The sequence below is a fragment of the Collinsella sp. AF28-5AC genome (genome assembly GCF_003457875.1).
Lineage (GTDB): Bacteria > Actinomycetota > Coriobacteriia > Coriobacteriales > Coriobacteriaceae > Collinsella.
This window is the reverse complement of sequence record NZ_QRTA01000003.1, coordinates 89,763-107,575: the sequence shown is the minus strand read 5'-3', so window position 1 is coordinate 107,575 and position 17,813 is coordinate 89,763. Positions and strand designations below refer to the sequence as shown.

General features: G+C 59.5%; 17 protein-coding genes. 12 read left to right on the top strand and 5 right to left on the bottom strand.

Annotated features, from left to right (window positions below):
- Nucleotide 1: 1 nt before the first annotated feature.
- Together DWZ01_RS03675 and ilvD are read left to right on the top strand one after the other, a co-directional pair.
- On the top strand, nt 2-1,363 hold the full coding sequence (locus DWZ01_RS03675; RefSeq protein WP_117770598.1) for a GntP family permease: 1,362 nt from the start codon (nt 2-4) through the stop codon (nt 1,361-1,363).
- A gap of 108 nt (nt 1,364-1,471) precedes the next feature.
- Nucleotides 1,472-3,250 (top strand): dihydroxy-acid dehydratase, encoded by a 1,779-nt coding sequence (gene ilvD / locus DWZ01_RS03670; protein WP_199411412.1) that lies wholly within the window; start codon nt 1,472-1,474, stop codon nt 3,248-3,250.
- A 172-nt stretch (nt 3,251-3,422) separates the two neighbouring features.
- Here ilvD and DWZ01_RS03665 read toward each other — a convergent pair whose 3' ends face one another.
- Nucleotides 3,423-3,764, bottom strand: a complete 342-nt coding sequence (locus DWZ01_RS03665) for an arsenate reductase family protein (RefSeq protein WP_006234747.1) — start codon at nt 3,762-3,764, stop codon at nt 3,423-3,425.
- 520 nt (nt 3,765-4,284) lie between these two features.
- Between DWZ01_RS03665 and DWZ01_RS03660 the strand changes: the two genes are divergently transcribed.
- The 5 genes from DWZ01_RS03660 to DWZ01_RS03640 all read left to right on the top strand — a co-directional run bounded on the left by DWZ01_RS03660 (nt 4,285) and on the right by DWZ01_RS03640 (nt 8,582).
- Nucleotides 4,285-5,724 carry an MDR family MFS transporter gene (locus DWZ01_RS03660; protein WP_117770069.1) on the top strand — a complete coding sequence of 480 codons (1,440 nt, stop codon included), beginning with the start codon at nt 4,285-4,287 and terminating at the stop codon, nt 5,722-5,724.
- A 3-nt stretch (nt 5,725-5,727) separates the two neighbouring features.
- Complete coding sequence (locus tag DWZ01_RS03655; protein ID WP_006234745.1) at nt 5,728-6,234, top strand: HPP family protein; 507 nt, start codon at nt 5,728-5,730, stop codon at nt 6,232-6,234.
- Nucleotides 6,235-6,408: 174 nt separating this feature from the next.
- The gene (locus DWZ01_RS03650) at nt 6,409-6,717 is read left to right on the top strand and encodes an MGMT family protein (RefSeq protein ID WP_006234744.1); all 309 of its coding nucleotides are present in this window, start codon (nt 6,409-6,411) and stop codon (nt 6,715-6,717) included.
- Between the two features lie 925 nt (nt 6,718-7,642).
- Nucleotides 7,643-8,269, top strand: coding sequence for a hypothetical protein (locus tag DWZ01_RS03645; RefSeq protein ID WP_158556912.1), 627 nt, complete (start codon nt 7,643-7,645; stop codon nt 8,267-8,269).
- Nucleotides 8,270-8,342: 73 nt separating this feature from the next.
- Nucleotides 8,343-8,582, top strand: a complete 240-nt coding sequence (locus DWZ01_RS03640; RefSeq protein ID WP_052044012.1) for a hypothetical protein — start codon at nt 8,343-8,345, stop codon at nt 8,580-8,582.
- A gap of 228 nt (nt 8,583-8,810) precedes the next feature.
- Here DWZ01_RS03640 and DWZ01_RS03635 read toward each other — a convergent pair whose 3' ends face one another.
- Nucleotides 8,811-9,902 carry an ATP-binding protein gene (locus tag DWZ01_RS03635; protein WP_117770067.1) on the bottom strand — a complete coding sequence of 364 codons (1,092 nt, stop codon included), beginning with the start codon at nt 9,900-9,902 and terminating at the stop codon, nt 8,811-8,813.
- A 103-nt stretch (nt 9,903-10,005) separates the two neighbouring features.
- Nucleotides 10,006-10,686, bottom strand: coding sequence for a YitT family protein (locus DWZ01_RS03630; RefSeq protein WP_117770066.1), 681 nt, complete (start codon nt 10,684-10,686; stop codon nt 10,006-10,008).
- A 486-nt stretch (nt 10,687-11,172) separates the two neighbouring features.
- Between DWZ01_RS03630 and DWZ01_RS03625 the strand changes: the two genes are divergently transcribed.
- Nucleotides 11,173-11,862: a GntR family transcriptional regulator gene (locus tag DWZ01_RS03625; RefSeq protein ID WP_117770065.1), complete on the top strand. Its 690-nt coding sequence runs from the start codon at nt 11,173-11,175 to the stop codon at nt 11,860-11,862.
- A 392-nt stretch (nt 11,863-12,254) separates the two neighbouring features.
- Here DWZ01_RS03625 and eda read toward each other — a convergent pair whose 3' ends face one another.
- Nucleotides 12,255-12,896 (bottom strand): bifunctional 4-hydroxy-2-oxoglutarate aldolase/2-dehydro-3-deoxy-phosphogluconate aldolase, encoded by a 642-nt coding sequence (eda, locus tag DWZ01_RS03620; protein ID WP_117848121.1) that lies wholly within the window; start codon nt 12,894-12,896, stop codon nt 12,255-12,257.
- 253 nt (nt 12,897-13,149) lie between these two features.
- Entirely contained in the window at nt 13,150-14,184 is a 1,035-nt protein-coding gene (locus DWZ01_RS03615; protein ID WP_117770064.1) for a sugar kinase, read from the bottom strand.
- Nucleotides 14,185-14,417: 233 nt separating this feature from the next.
- Here DWZ01_RS03615 and DWZ01_RS03610 point away from each other — a divergent pair, with 233 nt between their 5' ends.
- The 4 genes from DWZ01_RS03610 (at nt 14,418) to DWZ01_RS03595 (ending at nt 17,807) form a co-directional block, all read left to right on the top strand.
- Nucleotides 14,418-15,440, top strand: coding sequence for a LacI family DNA-binding transcriptional regulator (locus DWZ01_RS03610; RefSeq protein WP_158556911.1), 1,023 nt, complete (start codon nt 14,418-14,420; stop codon nt 15,438-15,440).
- A gap of 42 nt (nt 15,441-15,482) precedes the next feature.
- Entirely contained in the window at nt 15,483-15,977 is a 495-nt protein-coding gene (locus tag DWZ01_RS03605; RefSeq protein ID WP_117770062.1) for a type II toxin-antitoxin system RelB/DinJ family antitoxin, read from the top strand.
- Complete coding sequence (locus DWZ01_RS03600; protein ID WP_117770061.1) at nt 15,964-16,335, top strand: DUF86 domain-containing protein; 372 nt, start codon at nt 15,964-15,966, stop codon at nt 16,333-16,335. The genes DWZ01_RS03605 and DWZ01_RS03600 overlap by 14 nt, the downstream gene beginning before the upstream one ends.
- Before the next feature lie 134 nt (nt 16,336-16,469).
- The gene (locus DWZ01_RS03595; RefSeq protein ID WP_117770060.1) at nt 16,470-17,807 is read left to right on the top strand and encodes a glutamine synthetase family protein; all 1,338 of its coding nucleotides are present in this window, start codon (nt 16,470-16,472) and stop codon (nt 17,805-17,807) included.
- Nucleotides 17,808-17,813: the final 6 nt, after the last annotated feature.

Here is a 17,813-nt window from a genome sequence, read left to right as displayed (position 1 = left end):
GATGTCAGACCCAACGTTTATGGCTGATCCCACCAGGCTGGTCATCGCCGCCATCGTGGGCATCGCGCTGCTGCTTGCGCTCATCATCAAGTTCAAGCTGCACCCCGTGCTTTCGATGATGGTCTCGGCGCTCGCGATCGGCATCGGCGCCGGTATGCCGCTCGACCTGGTGGCGGACACTGTCACCAAGGGCGTGGGCGCCACGCTGCAAAACATCGCCCTGCTCATTGGCCTGGGCTCGATGTTTGGCCAGATTCTTGAAGAGAGCGGCGGCGCCAAGAAGATTGCCCAGACCTTCATCGATACCTTTGGGCAGGGTCACTCTAGCTGGGCACTGGGTATTACCGGTCTGGTCATCGGCACTACGGTGTTCTTTGAGGCCGGCGTGGTCGTTTTGATCCCGCTTGCCTTTAGCGTGGCGTCGCAGACCAAGAAGTCGACGCTCTACTACGGCATCGCGCTGCTCGCAGGACTTGCCGCTGGCTATGCGTTTGTGCCGCCATCGGCCGGTTCGGTTCTGGTCGCCGGCACGCTCGGTGTCGACCTGGGCACCATGATTCTCGTCGGTATCCCTACCGCCTTCATCGCCATGGCGATCGCCGGCGTCATCTGGGGTCGCAACGTGGGCGGTCGCATCTTTACCGATGTTCCGGAGCACTTTACCTCTGCCGAGGGCGCGAGCGACGAAAAGGAGCTTCCCTCCTTTGGCATGGTGCTTGCCATCGTGCTCACGCCGCTTTGTTTGATTTTGCTGGGCACGCTGTCCTCTTATATCCCCATGCCCGCCGAGCTCGCTTCGATTCTCGCCTTCCTGGGCAAGCCGTTCGTCGCCTTGACGCTTGCCACGCTCGTCGCGATGTATCTGCTGGGCGCGCGCCGCGGCTACTCCGGCGCCGAGCTCAAGGCCTTGCTCGACCGCTCTCTTAAGCCCGTCGGCATGATCTTGCTGGTTATCGCTTGCGGTGGCGTCATGCGTTGGATGCTGCAGGACTGCGGCCTAGGTCAGGTTATTGGCCCCATGCTCGAGGCTTCTCCGCTGCCTTTGGTGGTCGTTGCCTTTTTGATTGCCGTCATGGTGCGTGCCTCTGTCGGCAGCTCCATCGTCGCTATGACCATGGCATCGGGCATTATGGCCGCCATGCCCGCGGTTGCAGGAGCCTCGGTGCTCATGCGTGCCGCTATCTGTCTTGCTATCTGCGGCGGTGCCACGGCCCTCTCGCACGTCAACGATGCCGGTTTTTGGATGTGCTCCTCGTTCCTGGAGATTGACGAGAAGACAACCCTCAAGTCCTGGACCGTTATGGAGACGCTCATCGGCCTTTCGGGTCTTGCCTGCGCCCTGGTGATTTCGTTCTTCGCCTAGTTCGCGTAGCTAAGCATCTTTCACCGAGTGCATCGCTCGGTACCCATTTTCACCTGATTCATTAACCAACGATTGGTACAACCGTTCAAACCAAAAGAGGAGAACATCATGGACGAGAAAACCAAAGCACAGATTCAGCAGGAGGCCGCCGACCTGGTTGCCAAGCTGCAGCCGCGTTCTGGCAAGTTCCGCACCATCAGCCCCGAGATGGACCCGCTGCGCCTGGGCTCTGGCTGGTCCATCGAGGATCTGGACAAGCCGCAGGTCATTATCGAGTCGACGTTCGGCGACTCGCACCCGGGTTCTGCCGGCCTGTTTGATCTGGTCGAGGAGGTCCGTGCTGGCGTTGCCGAGGCTGGCGGTCACGGTGCTCGTTACTTCTGCACCGACATTTGCGACGGTGAGGCCCAGGGCCACGACGGCATCAACTACTCGCTGCCCAGCCGCGACATGATCGCCAACATGATCGAGATTCATGCCAAGGCCACTCCATTCGACGCCGGCGTCTTTGTCGCCAGCTGCGATAAGGGTCTGCCTGCGAACCTCATGGCCATGGGCCGCATCAACATCCCCTCCATCGTCGTTACCGGCGGTGTCATGGATGCCGGTCCCGACCTGCTGACCCTGGAGCAGCTCGGCGCCATCTCGGCCCGCTATGAGCGCGGCGAGATTTCCCGCGAGGAGCTCGAGTTTGCCAAGCACAACGCATGCCCCAGCTGCGGCGCCTGCTCCTTTATGGGTACCGCCTCGACCATGCAGGTTACCGCCGAGGCCCTGGGCCTTATGCTCCCCGGCACGGCTCTGCTGCCCGCAACCAGCTCCGATCTGCGTGAGTTTGCGCGCGAGGCTGGCCGTCAGTCCGTGTGGCTCTCCGAGCACAACCTGTGCCCCCGCGACATCGTGACCAAGGAGTCCTTCGAGAATCTCATCATGGTCCACGGCGCCATCTCCGGTTCCACCAACTCGCTGCTGCACATTCCCGCGATCGCCCGCGAGTTTGGCATCGAGATGTCCGCCGACGACTTCGACCGTCTGCACCGTGGTGCTCACTACCTGCTCAACGTTCGTCCCGCAGGTGAGTGGCCGGCGCAGTTCTTCTACTATGCGGGTGGCGTGCCGCGCATCATGGAGGAGATCAAGTCGATGCTCCACCTCGACGTCATGACCGTCACCGGCAAGACTCTCGGCGAAAACCTCGAGGACCTTAAGAACAACGGCTACTACGAGAAGTGCGGCCGCTACTTGGAGAAATGGAACCTCAAGCGCGAGGACATCATTCGCCCGTTTGACCAGGCTTTTGGTACCGACGGCTCCATCGCCATCCTCCACAGCAACCTTGCCCCCGAGGGCGCCGTCGTCAAGCACACGGTTGTTCCGCGCGAGATGTTCCAGGCCACGCTTAAGGCCCGTCCGTTCGATTGCGAGGAGGACGCCATCCACGCCGTCCTGACGCACGAGGTCAAGCCCGGCGATGCCGTTATCATTCGCTATGAGGGTCCCAAGGGTTCCGGTATGCCCGAGATGTTCTACACCACCGAGGCTATCGCCAGCGATCCCGAGCTGGGTGCGAGCATTGCCCTTATCACCGATGGCCGCTTCTCCGGCGCCTCCAAGGGCCCGGCTATCGGTCACGTTTCGCCCGAGGCTGCCGTGGGCGGCCCGATTGCCCTGATCGAGGAGGGCGACCTTATCCAGATCAACATCCCCGAGCGCTCGCTGTCTATTGTGGGCATCGCCGGCAAGGAGATGGAGCCGGCCGAGATCGATGCCGTCCTGGCCGAGCGCCGAGCCGCTTGGAAGCCCAAGGCTAATCGCTATACCTCCGGCACGCTCAAGTTCTTTACCGAGCATGCAGTTTCCGCCATTCAGGGTGGCTACATGGAGTAGCGCACGTACGCATCGAATATCTCCTCTCATAGATGCGCGGCACAAAGAGCCCCGAGCCACGTCACCGGGGCGCGTTGTTCAGCGCCGCCGGGGCGCTCCACTCAAACGACAAGAGACGTCTTACGCAAGCGCCCGCGTCCGTGGATAAAACCACGGGCGTGGGCGCTTCACTTTATTCCCAGCCCTTCCACACGTCAGGCTCGTAGCCAACGGTTGCCTGGCGGCCGTTGCGAACGATGGGCTCACGAAGAATCTGCTGGTTATCGAGCACCTTTTCGAACTTCTGGTCGGCAGCAAGATACTGTACGAGCGCAACCGTGTCGGCATCTTTCGCCTTTGGATCGATCACAGCGTCGATCCCGCCGACGGCGCGCGCCACGCTTTCGAGCTCGCCTTTGCTCATCCCCTTTTCCTTCAAGTCGATGAACTGGAACTTCACACGACGTTCCTTGAAATAGCGCTGCGCCTTCTTAGTATCGAAGCTTTTCTTCGTGCCGAATATCTGGATGTTCATACGTACCGCCTTCGCTCAATTCTCGTCCGTCCATGATACGACAAGGGAGCCGAGCAAAAACAGAGCAGGCGGAGATGGAGGAGGACGGCGACCGACCGTCGGCAAGAGTCGGCCGGATCGGACTGGCGCCCAGCGCGCGCCGGCGACACGCTCGCAGCTGCACACATAGCCGATGTACAAGCTCGCCGCGGCGTTCCCTCGCCCCGCGGTGTGGCGATAGAGAAGCACGCCACCCGTCAACGATGGCGCCTCGGTGAAGAAAATCAACGTCTGGGTTACATCCCTTGAAAGGGGCGAAGACGGCTGCTAGAATACCTCCCCGCTATGAAGGATTTGACCAAAGCATACATCGCAATTCGGCGGCCCCTGGTATACGGGGCCTCTCCTGTTGTTCCCCAAGTGCGCTCTGAGCAGCCGCTTTCTTCCTGTCGTATCTGATGCACGCATAGCACGTGCATGTTATTTCGCCCGTGGGCCGGCGCGCCTTCGGCGAAGAATCGAATAGATACGAAGGAAGCTTATGTCTGATAATTGTACGGTCGCGCCCGCCAATGGGCGCATTACCGGTACCCAGATCCGCATCGTCGCGGTCGTCGTCCTGGGTGCCTTCTTGGCGCTACTGAACCAAACGGTGATGTCGCCTGCGCTGCCGGTCATCATGTCCGATTTCGCCATCGATGCCTCGACTGCCCAGTGGATCATGTCCATATACCCGCTGGTGAGCGGCATCATGGTCCCCGTTTCGGCGTTCCTTATCGACAAGTTCAGCACCCGCGCGCTATTCTTCGGGGCGACGCTGGTGTTCGCGCTGGGCACGCTGCTGTGCGCCGCAGCCCCTGATTTCCTGTTCCTCATCATCGGTCGCGTGTTGCAAGCGGCGGGCTCAGGCGTGCTCATGCCGCTTGTCTCGGTGGTTCCCATGCTGGTGTTCCCCGTCGAGAAACGAGGAACGGCTATGGGCATGGCGGGCATCGTCATGTCGGCGGGTCCCGCGGTCGGCCCCGTCGTAGGCGGTGCGGTGATCGACACGTACGGCTGGCGCACCATGATCGGCGCCATCGTCCCCCTCGCAATTCTCGTGCTGGTGCTGGGCGTGTTCATGCTGAAAAACGTGGGCGAGCTGAAGAACCCCAAGCTCGACCTGCCCTCGGTCGTCCTCTCCACCATCGCCTTCGGCGGACTTCTCTACGGGTTCTCGAGCGCCTCGTCGATGGGTTGGGGCAACCCCGTGGTGCTCGGCTCGATCGTCGCGGGTGTCGTGTGCTTGGTGCTGTTCGTCGTACGCCAGGGCAAAATCGAGGACCCGCTGCTTCAACTGGGCACGCTCAAGACGCGCGATTTCCGCGTGGCCGCCATCATCGTCACGCTCATCAACGCCGCATGCCTGGTCACCAACACGCTGTTGCCGTTGCTGCTGCAAACCTCGCTTGGCGCTTCGGCCTTCGAAACCGGCATGGCCATGCTTCCCGCCGCGGCGGTGGGCATCATCATCAGCCCTATCTCCGGCGTGGTGTTCGACAAGTTCGGTCCGCGTGCCATCTCGATCGTCGGCCTGGCCCTCATGACCGGCGCCCTGTTCCTGCTCTCGCTTTCGACGGTAAACACGCCCATCTTGGTGGTTGCGCTGTTCTGCATGCTGCAGTCCGCCGGCCAGTCGCTCGCGAACATGCCGGTGAACACATGGGGTGTCAATGCCTTGAAAAATGACATGATCGCCCACGGCAACGCCATCGCGAACACCGGCCGCCAGGTCGCCGGCGGTTTGTGCACGGCGCTCATCATCACGGTCATGACAAGCGTCACCGCGTCGGCCGGCGTCGATGCGAGCATCCAAGTAGCCACCGCCGTGGGCGCGGGCGTCGCTTACAAGGTGTGCGCGGCAATCGGCCTCGTTTCCCTTATCTGCGCCATATTCAGCGTGCGCACCAAGAAAACCGCACCGAAAACGAAGGAGGCATAAGCGATGTCCGAGATTCTGTCCGAGCGCATCCCGCTCGAGCTCGAGGGGACGCCCGTTTCGAGCATCATGATTGAAGAGCCGTTCACCTGCACGCAGGATTGCACGATTTCCGACGTGGTGCGCATGCTCGCCGAAAACGAGGTGAGCAGCATGCCCGTAATCGATGAGCGCAACCAGGTGGTCGGGTTCATCTCCGACGGCGATGTCATGGGAGCCATCGCGCAGCATCGCGCTCACACCATCTTCACGGGCGGCGACGCGTCCATGCTGTACTTCGACGATCAGAGCCTTGAGCAGCGCATCGAAGACCTGAAGGATCGCTGCGTCATGGATTTCGCGACGCGCCAGGTAGTGTGTGCCCGTCCCGAGCAGAGCATCGCCCGCGTCGCCGCGCTGCTGGCGAAGAAGAAGTTCAAGAAGCTTCCTGTGGTTGATGACGAGGGCAAACTCGTGGGGGTCATCCGCCGCTCCGCCATCACCAAATACATCTTCGGCATCCTTTTCCAATAGGGGCAGGTCGCACTTGAGGCGAACATCTCGAGGCATCGAGCCAGCAACTGGACCAGACAACCTTGACACGCACGCGCTTTCCCTCGATGCTTCGGTAAGGGGAGCTGCGAAAATCGCAGCACGGGTGGTCGGCGCCGCGCCCCCGAAGGCAAAAGCGAACACGGGAGCGATACGATGGGAAAAGTCCTGGACGAAGATTTGGTTTATGAGATTCTCTCCGTCGTGGCAGAGATTCCGGCGGGATGCGTCGCCTCGTACGGTCAGATAGCGCGCCTCATCGGCAGGGAGAAAAACTCTCGCCTGGTCGGAGCGGTGCTGAGCGAGGCGGATCGCTACGGCGATTATCCCTGCCACCGCGTCGTCAACCACGCGGGACGCCTCGCGCCAAACTTCCCCGACCAGCGAGCACTACTGACGGAGGAAGGAGTCGCCTTCCGAGACAACGGCTGCGTCGACATGAAAAAGCACCAGTGGAACGAGTAGCCAGGCAGCGTAGCGTCGAAAGGAGCGACGCCACGGGGAACGACCTGCGCCCCGCCGCCGGACAACCTATGGCAAAGTGACACGTCCCACAAAGAGCGGCGCACCAGTACGAGACACGACCGCGACGTAAAAAGACCCTATGATACTCGTAAGCATCTATCTGATTGCCCGCCTCGAGGTACCCAAAGAACGAGAGATGCCGAAACCCCTAGACAAAGAAAAAGGTCGGGAGCTTTTATGCTTCCGACCTGAAGTTTCATGGTCGCGGGGGGCGGATTTGAACCACCGACCTTCGGGTTATGAGGTCGCTACGACGTTGTTTCATTCAGACATTTCGACCCAAATTGAAGTCAATATAACTCCAGGTCATTTGATGTTTTCATAGATTTACGAAAGAAAAGTACGCGGAATAATTCGACCCAAATTCGACCCACAACGAGCTTGAAAGCGGTCAGGCGGAGCATTACCCTTGGGGTGTGACCCCACGCAGGGCCCACCACCAAGGGTAATGCCCACTCGCCCCAGCCCTTTGCGCCATTCCGCGCAACCGAGCGCGATTCTCAGGCACTTCAGGCAAGGAACACGATGAACGACCGACCTCTCGTCATAGGCAAAGGAACGAAGCAACGCCGCGACAAATACACGTGGCGCTACCGTCACAGCCTCGGCAAGGATCCGGTCACGGGCAAATACCGCTATTCGCCGTGGCAGACCATACATACCACCAAAAGCCGAGAGGTCGACGCCGCACTCGAAGCCTACAAGGCAGAACTCAACAGCGGCACCTACGTCCAAAAATCGAGGGACACCGTCGGCTCGTACGCAAAAAAGTTCCACGACAACCGCGAAGGAACCATCACGCCGCTCGCCTACTCGACATCCTACTCAATCGAGAACGGACGCGCACATCACATGCGTGATGCTCATGCTCGACACCGACATGAGAAGGGCAGAAGCCCTCGGGATGACGTGGTCCGATGCCTCCGTCGAGAACAGAAGCATCCTCATTGAGCAGCAGTTCGCGGCCGATCGAAGCGTTCGCTCGCCCAAAAGCAAGAAAAGCGTGCGGAGGATCTCGATAAGCGAGACGCTGACGTCGTATCTCGAATTCTGGAAAAAGGAGCAGGCCCGCGAAATGGAAGCCTTCGGCCTGGAACAAGTCAAAGGCACTCCGCTCGTCCACTCATTCGAACGAACGAAAGACAGGCATCCCCAAGTCAACTTCATGGACCTGAATGGGTTTTCGCGCTGGTTCAGAAACTTCAGCGTCGAGAACGGGTTCGGCAAGTTCGAAGGCGTTCGAACATACCATTATGTGAAGGAAACTGTCGACGGGGAAACGATTTCGAAGCGTTATGAGCATAAAGAGTGGCTCGAATTGAGGGATTACCTCAGGAAGCATCCCAAGGTTCGCGAGGCGAGGCATATCAGCACATATGAGAGCGAGCACCTTCCTTACGGATATTCGGGCCTATCGAGCCACACCGCTACTGCCGCTACTGCCCGCTACTGCCCGCTACTGCCCGCCAGCTTCCGAACCAGCGGGCGGTAGCAGCACCCCGAACATCTCGCCGACAGCGCAGAGAGTCGTCGACCTGGCGGCCAAGGCCGACATCGAGGACGTGATGCTGTGCGACCTGCCCGGCGTCCTGTCCTTCCTAGGGCTGCCACCTGAGACGGAGATGCCGCCGGGCAACAAGGGGAAGACGAAGCTCAAGAAGCTCTACAGGAAGGTGGCGCCGAACAAGGCATACCACTCCGGCGAGCGCGCCAAGGATTTGATCTCGCACCTCGACATGGCAGAGATCAGGGCATCGGCGCCCGTCCCGCTCGGAGAGATAGACAGAGCGGTCGTAAGCGGCTGATGTAACTTCTGACACCCTAGAACTTACATCGAGCCCCGATTCGAGCTCGGGGCTCTTTTCGTCTAGATTGGGGACGCATGGCCGGACGAAAACAATTTGCGTCTGGTAATAAGCGTACGAAAGCGCAATTTACGTCTTAATTCCGTACGCAAATCAAGACGAAAATCGTTTACGTCTGCTTTAAATCCGTACGAAAACGGTTTTCGTCTTGCAGGGCAGTTACCGCTTCTACAGTTCAACTTCCAGTTCGGCTTTGTGTTCGTAGAGGTAATTGCGCATGTAGGGGATGGCAAATGAGACCTTGCCGTACGAGGGGGCCTCGATAATCGATTCTCTTAACAGGCGGCTGCGGACGGAGCTCACCTGTTGAGGCGTTTTGTTTAGGCCATCGGCAACCATGCTAGTCGAGCTCGTCTGCCCCAAAGACGCCATGCTCAGCAGATAAGCGATGCACGTGGGCGGAATGCGCCGCAGCGCGGGCTCAATCACCATGGCGCAGAAGCGTTCGCGTGCCGTTGCAATGCCACGCTCGGCTTCTTCTTCTCCAATAATCGCTGTATGTGCACGTCTTGCCAACTGCCATGCGTAGTATCCAACGAGTTGGATCATGAAAGGATAGCCTTGCGTTGCCTCGGCAAGTTGGCCGGCAATACCTGGCTGCAACTCCATGCCAGACGCTTCAATGGTTTCCTCGAGGGAGTACGACACTTCGGTTACTGCCACAGCCTTCAGATCAAAGGGGAGGGCACGGCGCAAAAACGTAAGTGTCTTTCCGTTGATGATGCTTTCAATCATCGAAGGCAGCCCAGCAAAAACAAAGGCGATATCAAGGTCTTCGCCGATAACCTGCTGAATCGCAATGGAGAGCGTTCGGACCTCATCGAGCTCTGCGTCTTGAACCTCGTCGAGAGTGATGAGCAGGCCATTTCCATTCTTGGATATTGTCTGTCTCATGGCGTCGCGTAGCGATGGGCCGATTCGCTCAATATCTATGCTGCCGATGGATATGCCAGCTACGGTGGGCTCAAATCTGGCGTGTTTGGCCTGGAATTTGGGCTGCAGCTGTTCGAGAATGCGCTGGCAAAGTCCCTCGGTTGCGACCTCTTTTATGACCGTCCAGCCACGGCTTTGCGCCAAACGTGAGCACTTGTCAAGGAGGACCGTCTTGCCCGTTCCACGGACGCCGGCTATGCGCATTAGGCGCCCAGGGGCACCAGGCCCGTTGGTGAGGCCTTCACTGAATTCTTCAAGTACATCTTCGCGGCCGATAATCGTGGGAGGTGTTTTACCTGCTGTGGGCTTAAAAGGGTTTGTTTGCATGTGAGCCACCTTTGCTCAAGATATAGCAAAGTATAGCAAAGTATAGCAAAGTATAGTGAGATATAGCAACGTATAGCGCTGTTCGCGGGTTCTTACGGTGGTGCTATTTCCCGAATGCCGCGCGCACAAAGCGCTGGGCGAACAGCTTGTTGGCGACGTTGATGACATGGCCCAGGAACAGTGCCGAGATGGCGGTCGTGACGCCAAAGCCGCCCAGGTTGTACATAAAGATCAGCGACAACGCGAGCGAGGCGGCGACATGTGAGCAGTCAAACACGACTTTTACGTCACCAAAGCGGCGTTTAAGCTTTTCGGCAATGACTTGCACCAAGCCGTCGGGCGCGTTGGGGACAACGCCCATGTTGACGACGAGACTTACGCCAAATGCGGTGACAGCGAGGGAGAGCAGCATGGTCGCAATCTGTGTGGGGAGTGCCGTGGGATGCAGTGGGTTGACCGCCATGAAGAGGTCGGTCAAGCCGCCAATCAGCGTTGAGAAGAACAACTCGAGCAGGATGCGCGGCTGGAACTCGCTTCGCAAGATGGCTAATTGCGCCACGATGTAGGCGACGTAGGTTGCGGTGATCCAAAAGCCGAGCGTCTTGCCAGTGAGCATGGATAGGGTTGTGGCAAAGCACGTGAGCGCGGCGACGCCCAGGCCGGATGCCGTCTGGAGACTCATACCGAGTGCCAGTACTGCAACGCCCACCAGATACATCAGCATTCTGATGACGGTATGGCACCAGTCGATGTTCTCGCCATGCATGATGATGAGCGGTCGCATGTTGCTACCCGTCCTTTCGGTTGTGTGAAAAAGCTGACCCGGGCCGGCAAAAGAGGGTTATCGGAGGCACTGCTGCAAAAGCAGAAAAGCCGGCCCCACGGTCAGTCGTCTAGGAAGTGTCTCGCTGTGCCGGAATGGGACTAAAGGTCCAACGAGACGGGAAGAAAGCAAATGGCATTGCGTGGGCGATAAGATGCCAAGATGGTAGGGTGCGTCTTAGCATCATATTGCCCACGCTCAACGAAATCGGTTTCGTTTGAGCCTAAGTATACGACGGGATTTTATTTGCGAAGAGAAAAACAATAAAAAGGTGAACGTTCACCTAATTGCAACAACTCGTTGGCTGTAGTTGCGGTGGAATAGTTCCTGTTTTTGCTGCTGAAGGCCTTGAACAGGAACTATTCCACCGCAACTTATGGGGGGGCGGGGGATGCGATAGTATTGCATGGTGGTATTCGATTAACCGAGGCTTCATCCGAGGGCTTTATGGAACAGCAGCATTATCAGAGCCTGCAAGACCAGGCGTACAACGCATTGCGGTCCAAGATCATCTATGCCGAGCTCAAGCCCGGCACGCGCCTTTCGGCGATTGGTCTGGAAAAGGAGACGGGAATCGGACGCACGCCCATTCGCGAGTCCTTTGTGCGCCTGCGTGAGCAGGAGCTGGTGGAAACGCGTCCCAAAAGCGGCACCTATGTCTCAAAAATCAGCATGGAGCGCGCCGAGAACGCCTGTTTCTTGCGTGAGAAACTCGAGAGAAGCGTGCTCATTAAATGCTGCTCTGCCGCCACACCCGAGCAGAAGTGTCGGCTCGAGCAGATTCTTGCCGAGTCCGAGTCGCTCGACCATAGCGAAACGCGTCGCTTTTTCGATCTGGACAACCTGTTCCATGAGACATGTTTTGAGATTGCCGGCCGCCACATGTTGTGGGATTGGATGAAGAGCATCAACACGCATTTTGAGCGATACAACTGGTTGCGTATGGTGTCGCAGGATCTGGATTGGGAGCCGATTCGTCGGCAGCACCGCCGGATTCTCGAGGCCATTAAGAGGGGCGATACCGACGCGGCGAGCTATCTGGCAGAGACGCACCTGCACCTGATGCCCGAGGAGCAAGGTCCGGTTATCGCCTTGCATCCCGACTATTTTGAGCTGTCCAAAGACTCGGCCATCTAACTCGTCCCCTTCATTAGTTGCGGTGAAATAGGGATTGTTTTGCGGCTCTGATGGTGTAGGCAGTCCGTATTCCACCGCAAGTGACGGGGCACATCGGGGCACGAAAAAGCTGCGGCGCTGCTTGGAGGAAAAGACCGGAAGCAAGAGTCCATTCCTCCAGACGGCGCCGCAGCTGTTTTGGTGGCTCGGCTTTTGTCGAAGTGGCTCAGTTGAGCGCGGTTGCCAACCGAGTAGGCAAAGCGGCTCGGGGGCGTGTCGCTTCCGTCACGTTCTATCAGCATACAAGACGTTTTCGGTTCTTGTCCGTGACGGAAACGGCGCGCTTCCGAGCCGCTTTAAAAGAAAGGGGGCGAGGTCTAGGGCACGCCCCCTTTCACGATAGAGAGCTAAACCTAGCCGCGGACCTTCTTGACGACGTCCATGGCCTCGCGGGCGATCTGCTCGACCTTGGAGAAGTCGCCGTCGGCAAACAGGGCCGGCTTGACCATCCAGGTGCCACCGCAGGCGATGATGGCGGAGGAGCTCAGGTACTCCTCGACGTTGGCGGTGCTCACGCCGCCGGTAGGCATAAAGCGGTGACCGACAAACGGAGCGGCGAGGGCCTTGATGGTGTTCAGGCCGCCATACTGGGACGCGGGGAAGAACTTGGTGACCTTGAGGCCCAGGTTCTCGGCTGCGGTGACCTCGGAGGGGGTCACGGTGCCGGGAAGGACGGGCAGGTCGATGTCGATGCAGTGCTTCACGACGTCCTCGTTGTAACCCGGGGAGACGATGAACTTGGCACCGGCTGCGCGGGCCTGCTCAACCTGCTCGACGGTCAGGACAGTGCCGGCGCCAACGCACATCACGGGCTCGGCCTCGGCCATAGCGGCGATGCACTCGGCGGCGCAGGCGGTGCGGAAGGTGACCTCGGCGGACTTCATGCCAGCTGCCATAAGGGCGTGGGCGAGCGGAGCGGCGTCCTCGACCTTGTCGAGCACAACGACCGGCACGATGCCCAGGGACTCAAGCGTGGTGTAGAACTGATCGAACATGATGTTCCTTTCGATGTGTGGCGCGCATGGGCGCGTGATTGCCAAATGTGCTGGTCAGGAGCCGATTTTGGATTGGTTATCGGAGGCACTGCTTGGGGTTCAAGCAATTCCAAAACCGGCTGCTCGACCAGTCATGTAGGAAATGCCAGGCAAAACCGGAATGGGACTGGTGGTTTTGCCCGGCCGGAGGAATCGGGGAGCGGGCCGCAGGGGTATGGGATTGGAAAGCTGCGGCCCGCGGAATGGAGACGGACTAGCGTGCGACGCGAGTGCCACCGTTGGCGGCTGATGCCACGGCTGCGATCTCGTCTGCGGTCACCAAGTTGGAATCGCCCTTGATGGTGAGCTTGAGGATCGAGGCCGCGATGGCGTAGTTGACGGCAGCCTGCGGGTCAAAGTCGTTGATGAGGGCATGGACGAGGCCGGCGTTGAAAGCGTCGCCAGCGGCAACGCCCTCGAGCACGTGTACATCGTGAGCAGGGGAGAACCAGTGCTCGCCGCTCTCGGCGTCAAAGAGCATGCCCATCCAGATGGAGCGCTCGACGCAGGAGATGTTGCGGACGACCGAGGCGACCTTCTTGCAGCCGTACTCGGCGCAGATCTGGCGGGCCATCTCGACGTAGGTGTCGCGCTCCTCGATGCCGTGGGAAAGGGAGCCAGAGACGCAGGTCATGCCAAGGCCGGCAGGCGCATCCTCGTCGTTGGCGATGCAGATGTCGACGAGCGGCAGGAGTTCCTTCATGGTGGCCTGCGACTTCTCGGGCGACCACATCTTGCCGCGATAGTTCACGTCACACACGGTGGTGATGCCCTTGGCGCGGCAGGCGGCGAGCGCATCCTTGCAGGCGGCGGCCATCTCATCGGAGACGGCGGGGGTCACGCCGGAGAAATAGAAGACATCGATGCCCTTGAGGATCTCGTCCCAGTCAAAGACGTCGCGCTTGGCCATGTTGATGGCAGAGTACTTGCGGTCGTAGACGCAACCGTTGCCGCGCTGCGAGGCACCGACCTCAAACACATAGGAGCCAAGGCGGTCGCCCCGACGCACGACGCGCGTGGTGTCGACGTCGTAGGCCTTCAGCGAACGCAGGGCGCACTCGCCCAGACGGTTGGCCGGGACAACGGAGACGTAAGCGGCCTTGTCGCCCTGGTAGGCCAGGGAAAGCGCGGTGTTGGCCTCGGCGCCGCCGTAGCGGACGTCAAACTCGGTTGCCTGCTCAATACGCAGGTGGTCTTTGGGCGAGAGTCTCATCATGATCTCGCCGAAGGTAAGAACCGTTTTACCCATGGTCGCGCAGCTCCTTTTACTCGTGCGTACACCTTTGATATGGCGTTGGCACGCAGGTGCCAAGACGGTAGGGTGCGTCTTTGCACCTGCGTGCCAACGCTTGCCGAAATCGGTTTACGAAATCGGTTTCGTTTCGAGTTGTAGTATACTCACCTACAGCGTTTTGCAACCGAGATTTTTAAAAAATGCCTAAAATGGCTCAGATCGCCGACAATTGGGAAACGGGGTGCGCTATGGCGCAGATGAGAATCAAGGACATTGCCGCCGAGGCGGGCGTGAGCCCGGCCACGGTCTCGCGCTATCTCAACAACCGCCCCGGGCAAATGACCGAGGAAACCCGCGCTCGCATCGCAGCGGTTATCGAACGCACCGGCTATCGCCCACGTGCCGCCGCGCGCAATCTGCGCAGCTCGCGTACGAACCTCATCGGTGTGATTCTGGCTGACATCGCCAACCCGTTCTCGAGCGCCATGCTCGAGGGCCTTTCCGCCAGCGCCGCGGCGCGCGGCTGCTCGCTCATGACGGCCATTAGCGGCAACGACCCCGCTAAGGAAGCGGAGTCGCTCACCAGACTTATCGATGCCGGCGTGGACGGCCTGGTCGTCAACACCTGCGGAGGCAATGACGAGGCGATCGTCGCGGCAGCGGGACGTCTGCCCGTTGTGCTGCTCGACCGCGATGTTGCCGACGGCGGTGTCGATCTGGTGACATCTAACAACCGTGAGCTCGTCGCCGGCTTGGTAGACGAGCTCGCCGCTGCGGGCAGCGAGCGTCTGTGCCTGCTCACCGAGGCAAGCGACGATAGCCCCGTGCGTCGAGAGCGCGCCGAGGCCTTTGCCGACGAGCTTTCGCGCCGCGGCCTTGCGGGCGAGGTCGTCACCCTGGCCGACGGTGGCGCCACGGGCGTCGGTCGCTTGGACGAGACCATCCGCGGCTATGCAGGCAAAAAGCTCGGCCTCATTGCCGTCAACGGCCTGGTTTTCCTGCGTCTGACCGAGGCGCTGGCGCAGCTTGGTCCCTCGCTGCCGGCGGGTCTCAAGATCGCAACGTTTGACGACTATCCCTGGAATCACGTGCTCTTTGGCGGCGTGACCACGGCAGCGCAAGACACCCTTACCATTGCCGAGCGCGTAGTCGAGCGCCTGTCCGAGCGCATCGATGTTGTTACCACCACCGTGGGCGAGGCCGCAAAGCTCGCCCCCAAGCGCATCGAGATCCCCGGCCACATCGAACATCGCGCATCGACCTCGCGCTAGTCTGTGTGATAATATATAGACAATGTCATACAGGAGGTATCCATGGCTGCGTCTGTGCTGAGTGTGCGAGTGGACTCGTCAATTAAAGACTCATTTGCCGAACTGTGCGAAGAGCTTGGCATGACTTCGTCTGTTGCGGTCAATATGTTTATGAGGCAGATGCTGCGCGAACGCTCTCTGCCGTTTGTTCCTTCACTCGGTAAAAGCTCTGCGAGCGAAAGCGCCGCGGCGGGCATTTTGGATACTGCCCAGATTGAGTCCGCCGTCCGCGAGGCGGCCAGCTCGATTCCCGCCATCAAAACCGTGATTCTTTTTGGTTCGTATGCCCGTGGCGAGGCGCATGCCGATAGTGATATTGACTTGCGCCTCGAAGTCGATCGCGAGCGGGGCTTTGGTCTTTTCGCGCTGTCGGCATTTGGTGAGGCGGTGCGCAAAGAAACCGGGAGGCAGGTTGATCTCGTCTCTAGTGATCATCTTGATGACGATCTTGCCGCGGTAATCGAGCGCGAAGGAGTGATCCTTTATGATCGCGCGTAAGTCAGACAGCCTTCGCGCCCAAGAGGTTTTGGATGCCATTTCTGAAACGAACGAGCGCATCAAGGTTTTTGATATCACCGAGGACCAGTTTCTGCATGCGAATGACGTGCGGACGAGGGCGTTGGCGGACTCCCTTTTGATGTGTGCGCTTAGGGTAACGGAAGAAGCGGGCAAATTGTCGGAACGCTCGCAGCGGCTTCATCCCGAAATCGAATGGCGTGGAATTATCGGCATGAGAAATTATCTTGCGCATGATTACGGCAATGTCGACCGCTCGGTTGTTTGGGATGCAGTGACGATGGAGTTCCCTACGCTGGAACGAGCCTGTAGACAAATTGTCTCCGAATCTGAACGCTAGCCGCTCGTTCGCAACTGCCTGTTCGCGCACGTTTTTTGAGCGCTTGATACGCTTTAACCCTGCGGAAACATTTTTCTGCGATAGTATCTGCGATATAGACCAGTCGAAACCCGCCCGAAAGAAAGGGGAGCGACATGAACCAGCAGAACATCGATTACGTACTCCGCTCCGTAGAGCAGCGTGACATCCGCTTTGTGCGTCTGTGGTTTGTCGACATTCTCGGCCGCCTCAAGAACTTTGCCATTAGCCCCGAGGACCTCGAGGTCGCTTTTGAGGAGGGTATTGGCTTTGACGGCTCCGCCATCGAGGGCTTTGCCACGCCCGAGGAAGCCGACATGCTGGCGTTTCCCGATGCTTCGACCTTCCAGATCCTGCCGTGGCGCCCGAGCCACAACGGCGTCGCCCGCGTGTTCTGCGACGTGTGCACTCCCGATTGCAAGCCCTTTGCCGGCGATCCACGCGATGCCCTGCGCCGCATGTTCCGCAAGGCCGAGAAGGCTGGCTATCTGCTCAACGTGGGTGCCGAGCTGGAGTATTACTACTTCCCCGACGAGCACACGCCCGAGCCGCTCGACAACGTGGGCTACTTCGATCTTTCGGTGAGCGATGCCGCCCGCGACCTGCGCCGCAACACGGTTCTCACGCTCGAGAAGATGTCCGTGCCCGTGGAGTACACCTTCCACGCTGCCGGCCGCTCGCAGCACGGCATGAGCCTGCGCCACGCCGAGGCCCTGAGCATGTCCGACGCCATCACCACGGCCAAACTCATCATTAAGCAGCAGGCCTACGAGAGCGGTTGCCACGCCTCCTTTATGCCCAAGCCGTTGGCGGGCGAGGACGGCAGCGCTATGTTCCTGTGCCAGTCGCTATTCGACCACGACGGCAACAACGTCTTTTGGGGCGAGGACGACGAGAAGTACCACCTCTCCGATATCGCCAAGCACTACATGGCCGGCATCCTGGCGCATGCCCGCGAGATTAGCGCCATCACCAACCCCACGGTCAACTCGTACAAGCGCATCACCACAGGCGGCGACTCCGTGCCGCAGTACGCCACGTGGGGCCTGCGCAACCGCGCGAGCATGGTCCGCATTCCGGTCTACAAGCCCGGCAAGCAGCTGTCCACGCGCATCGAGCTTCGCAGCCCCGACCCCATGGCCAACCCGTACCTGGTCAACGCCGTCACGCTGGCGGCTGGTCTGGACGGCATCGAGCGCAAGCTGGAGCTCCCGCCCGAGGCCACGGCCGAGACGCTCAAGCTCACCGACCGTCAGATGGTTGAGGCCGGCTACACGCCGCTACCGCGCTCGCTCAAAGAGGCGCTCGACGTGTTTGAGGACTCGCAGTTTATGAAGGATGCCCTCGGCGAGCACATCCACAGCTTCTTCCTCAAAAAGAAACGCGACGAGTGGCATAAGTTTGAGTCTACGATCACCGAGTGGGAGATCAAGCACTACCTGGCGAACTCCTAATCGTGC

Coding starts and splice junctions, on each gene's coding strand:
- DWZ01_RS03675 (WP_117770598.1), top strand. CDS start 2: ATGTCAGACCCAACGTTTATGGCTGATCCCACCAGGCTGGTCATCGCC.
- ilvD (WP_199411412.1), top strand. CDS start 1,472: ATGGACGAGAAAACCAAAGCACAGATTCAGCAGGAGGCCGCCGACCTG.
- DWZ01_RS03665 (WP_006234747.1), bottom strand. CDS start 3,764: ATGAACATCCAGATATTCGGCACGAAGAAAAGCTTCGATACTAAGAAG.
- DWZ01_RS03660 (WP_117770069.1), top strand. CDS start 4,285: ATGTCTGATAATTGTACGGTCGCGCCCGCCAATGGGCGCATTACCGGT.
- DWZ01_RS03655 (WP_006234745.1), top strand. CDS start 5,728: ATGTCCGAGATTCTGTCCGAGCGCATCCCGCTCGAGCTCGAGGGGACG.
- DWZ01_RS03650 (WP_006234744.1), top strand. CDS start 6,409: ATGGGAAAAGTCCTGGACGAAGATTTGGTTTATGAGATTCTCTCCGTC.
- DWZ01_RS03645 (WP_158556912.1), top strand. CDS start 7,643: ATGCTCGACACCGACATGAGAAGGGCAGAAGCCCTCGGGATGACGTGG.
- DWZ01_RS03640 (WP_052044012.1), top strand. CDS start 8,343: ATGCTGTGCGACCTGCCCGGCGTCCTGTCCTTCCTAGGGCTGCCACCT.
- DWZ01_RS03635 (WP_117770067.1), bottom strand. CDS start 9,902: ATGCAAACAAACCCTTTTAAGCCCACAGCAGGTAAAACACCTCCCACG.
- DWZ01_RS03630 (WP_117770066.1), bottom strand. CDS start 10,686: ATGCGACCGCTCATCATCATGCATGGCGAGAACATCGACTGGTGCCAT.
- DWZ01_RS03625 (WP_117770065.1), top strand. CDS start 11,173: ATGGAACAGCAGCATTATCAGAGCCTGCAAGACCAGGCGTACAACGCA.
- eda (WP_117848121.1), bottom strand. CDS start 12,896: ATGTTCGATCAGTTCTACACCACGCTTGAGTCCCTGGGCATCGTGCCG.
- DWZ01_RS03615 (WP_117770064.1), bottom strand. CDS start 14,184: ATGGGTAAAACGGTTCTTACCTTCGGCGAGATCATGATGAGACTCTCG.
- DWZ01_RS03610 (WP_158556911.1), top strand. CDS start 14,418: ATGGCGCAGATGAGAATCAAGGACATTGCCGCCGAGGCGGGCGTGAGC.
- DWZ01_RS03605 (WP_117770062.1), top strand. CDS start 15,483: ATGGCTGCGTCTGTGCTGAGTGTGCGAGTGGACTCGTCAATTAAAGAC.
- DWZ01_RS03600 (WP_117770061.1), top strand. CDS start 15,964: ATGATCGCGCGTAAGTCAGACAGCCTTCGCGCCCAAGAGGTTTTGGAT.
- DWZ01_RS03595 (WP_117770060.1), top strand. CDS start 16,470: ATGAACCAGCAGAACATCGATTACGTACTCCGCTCCGTAGAGCAGCGT.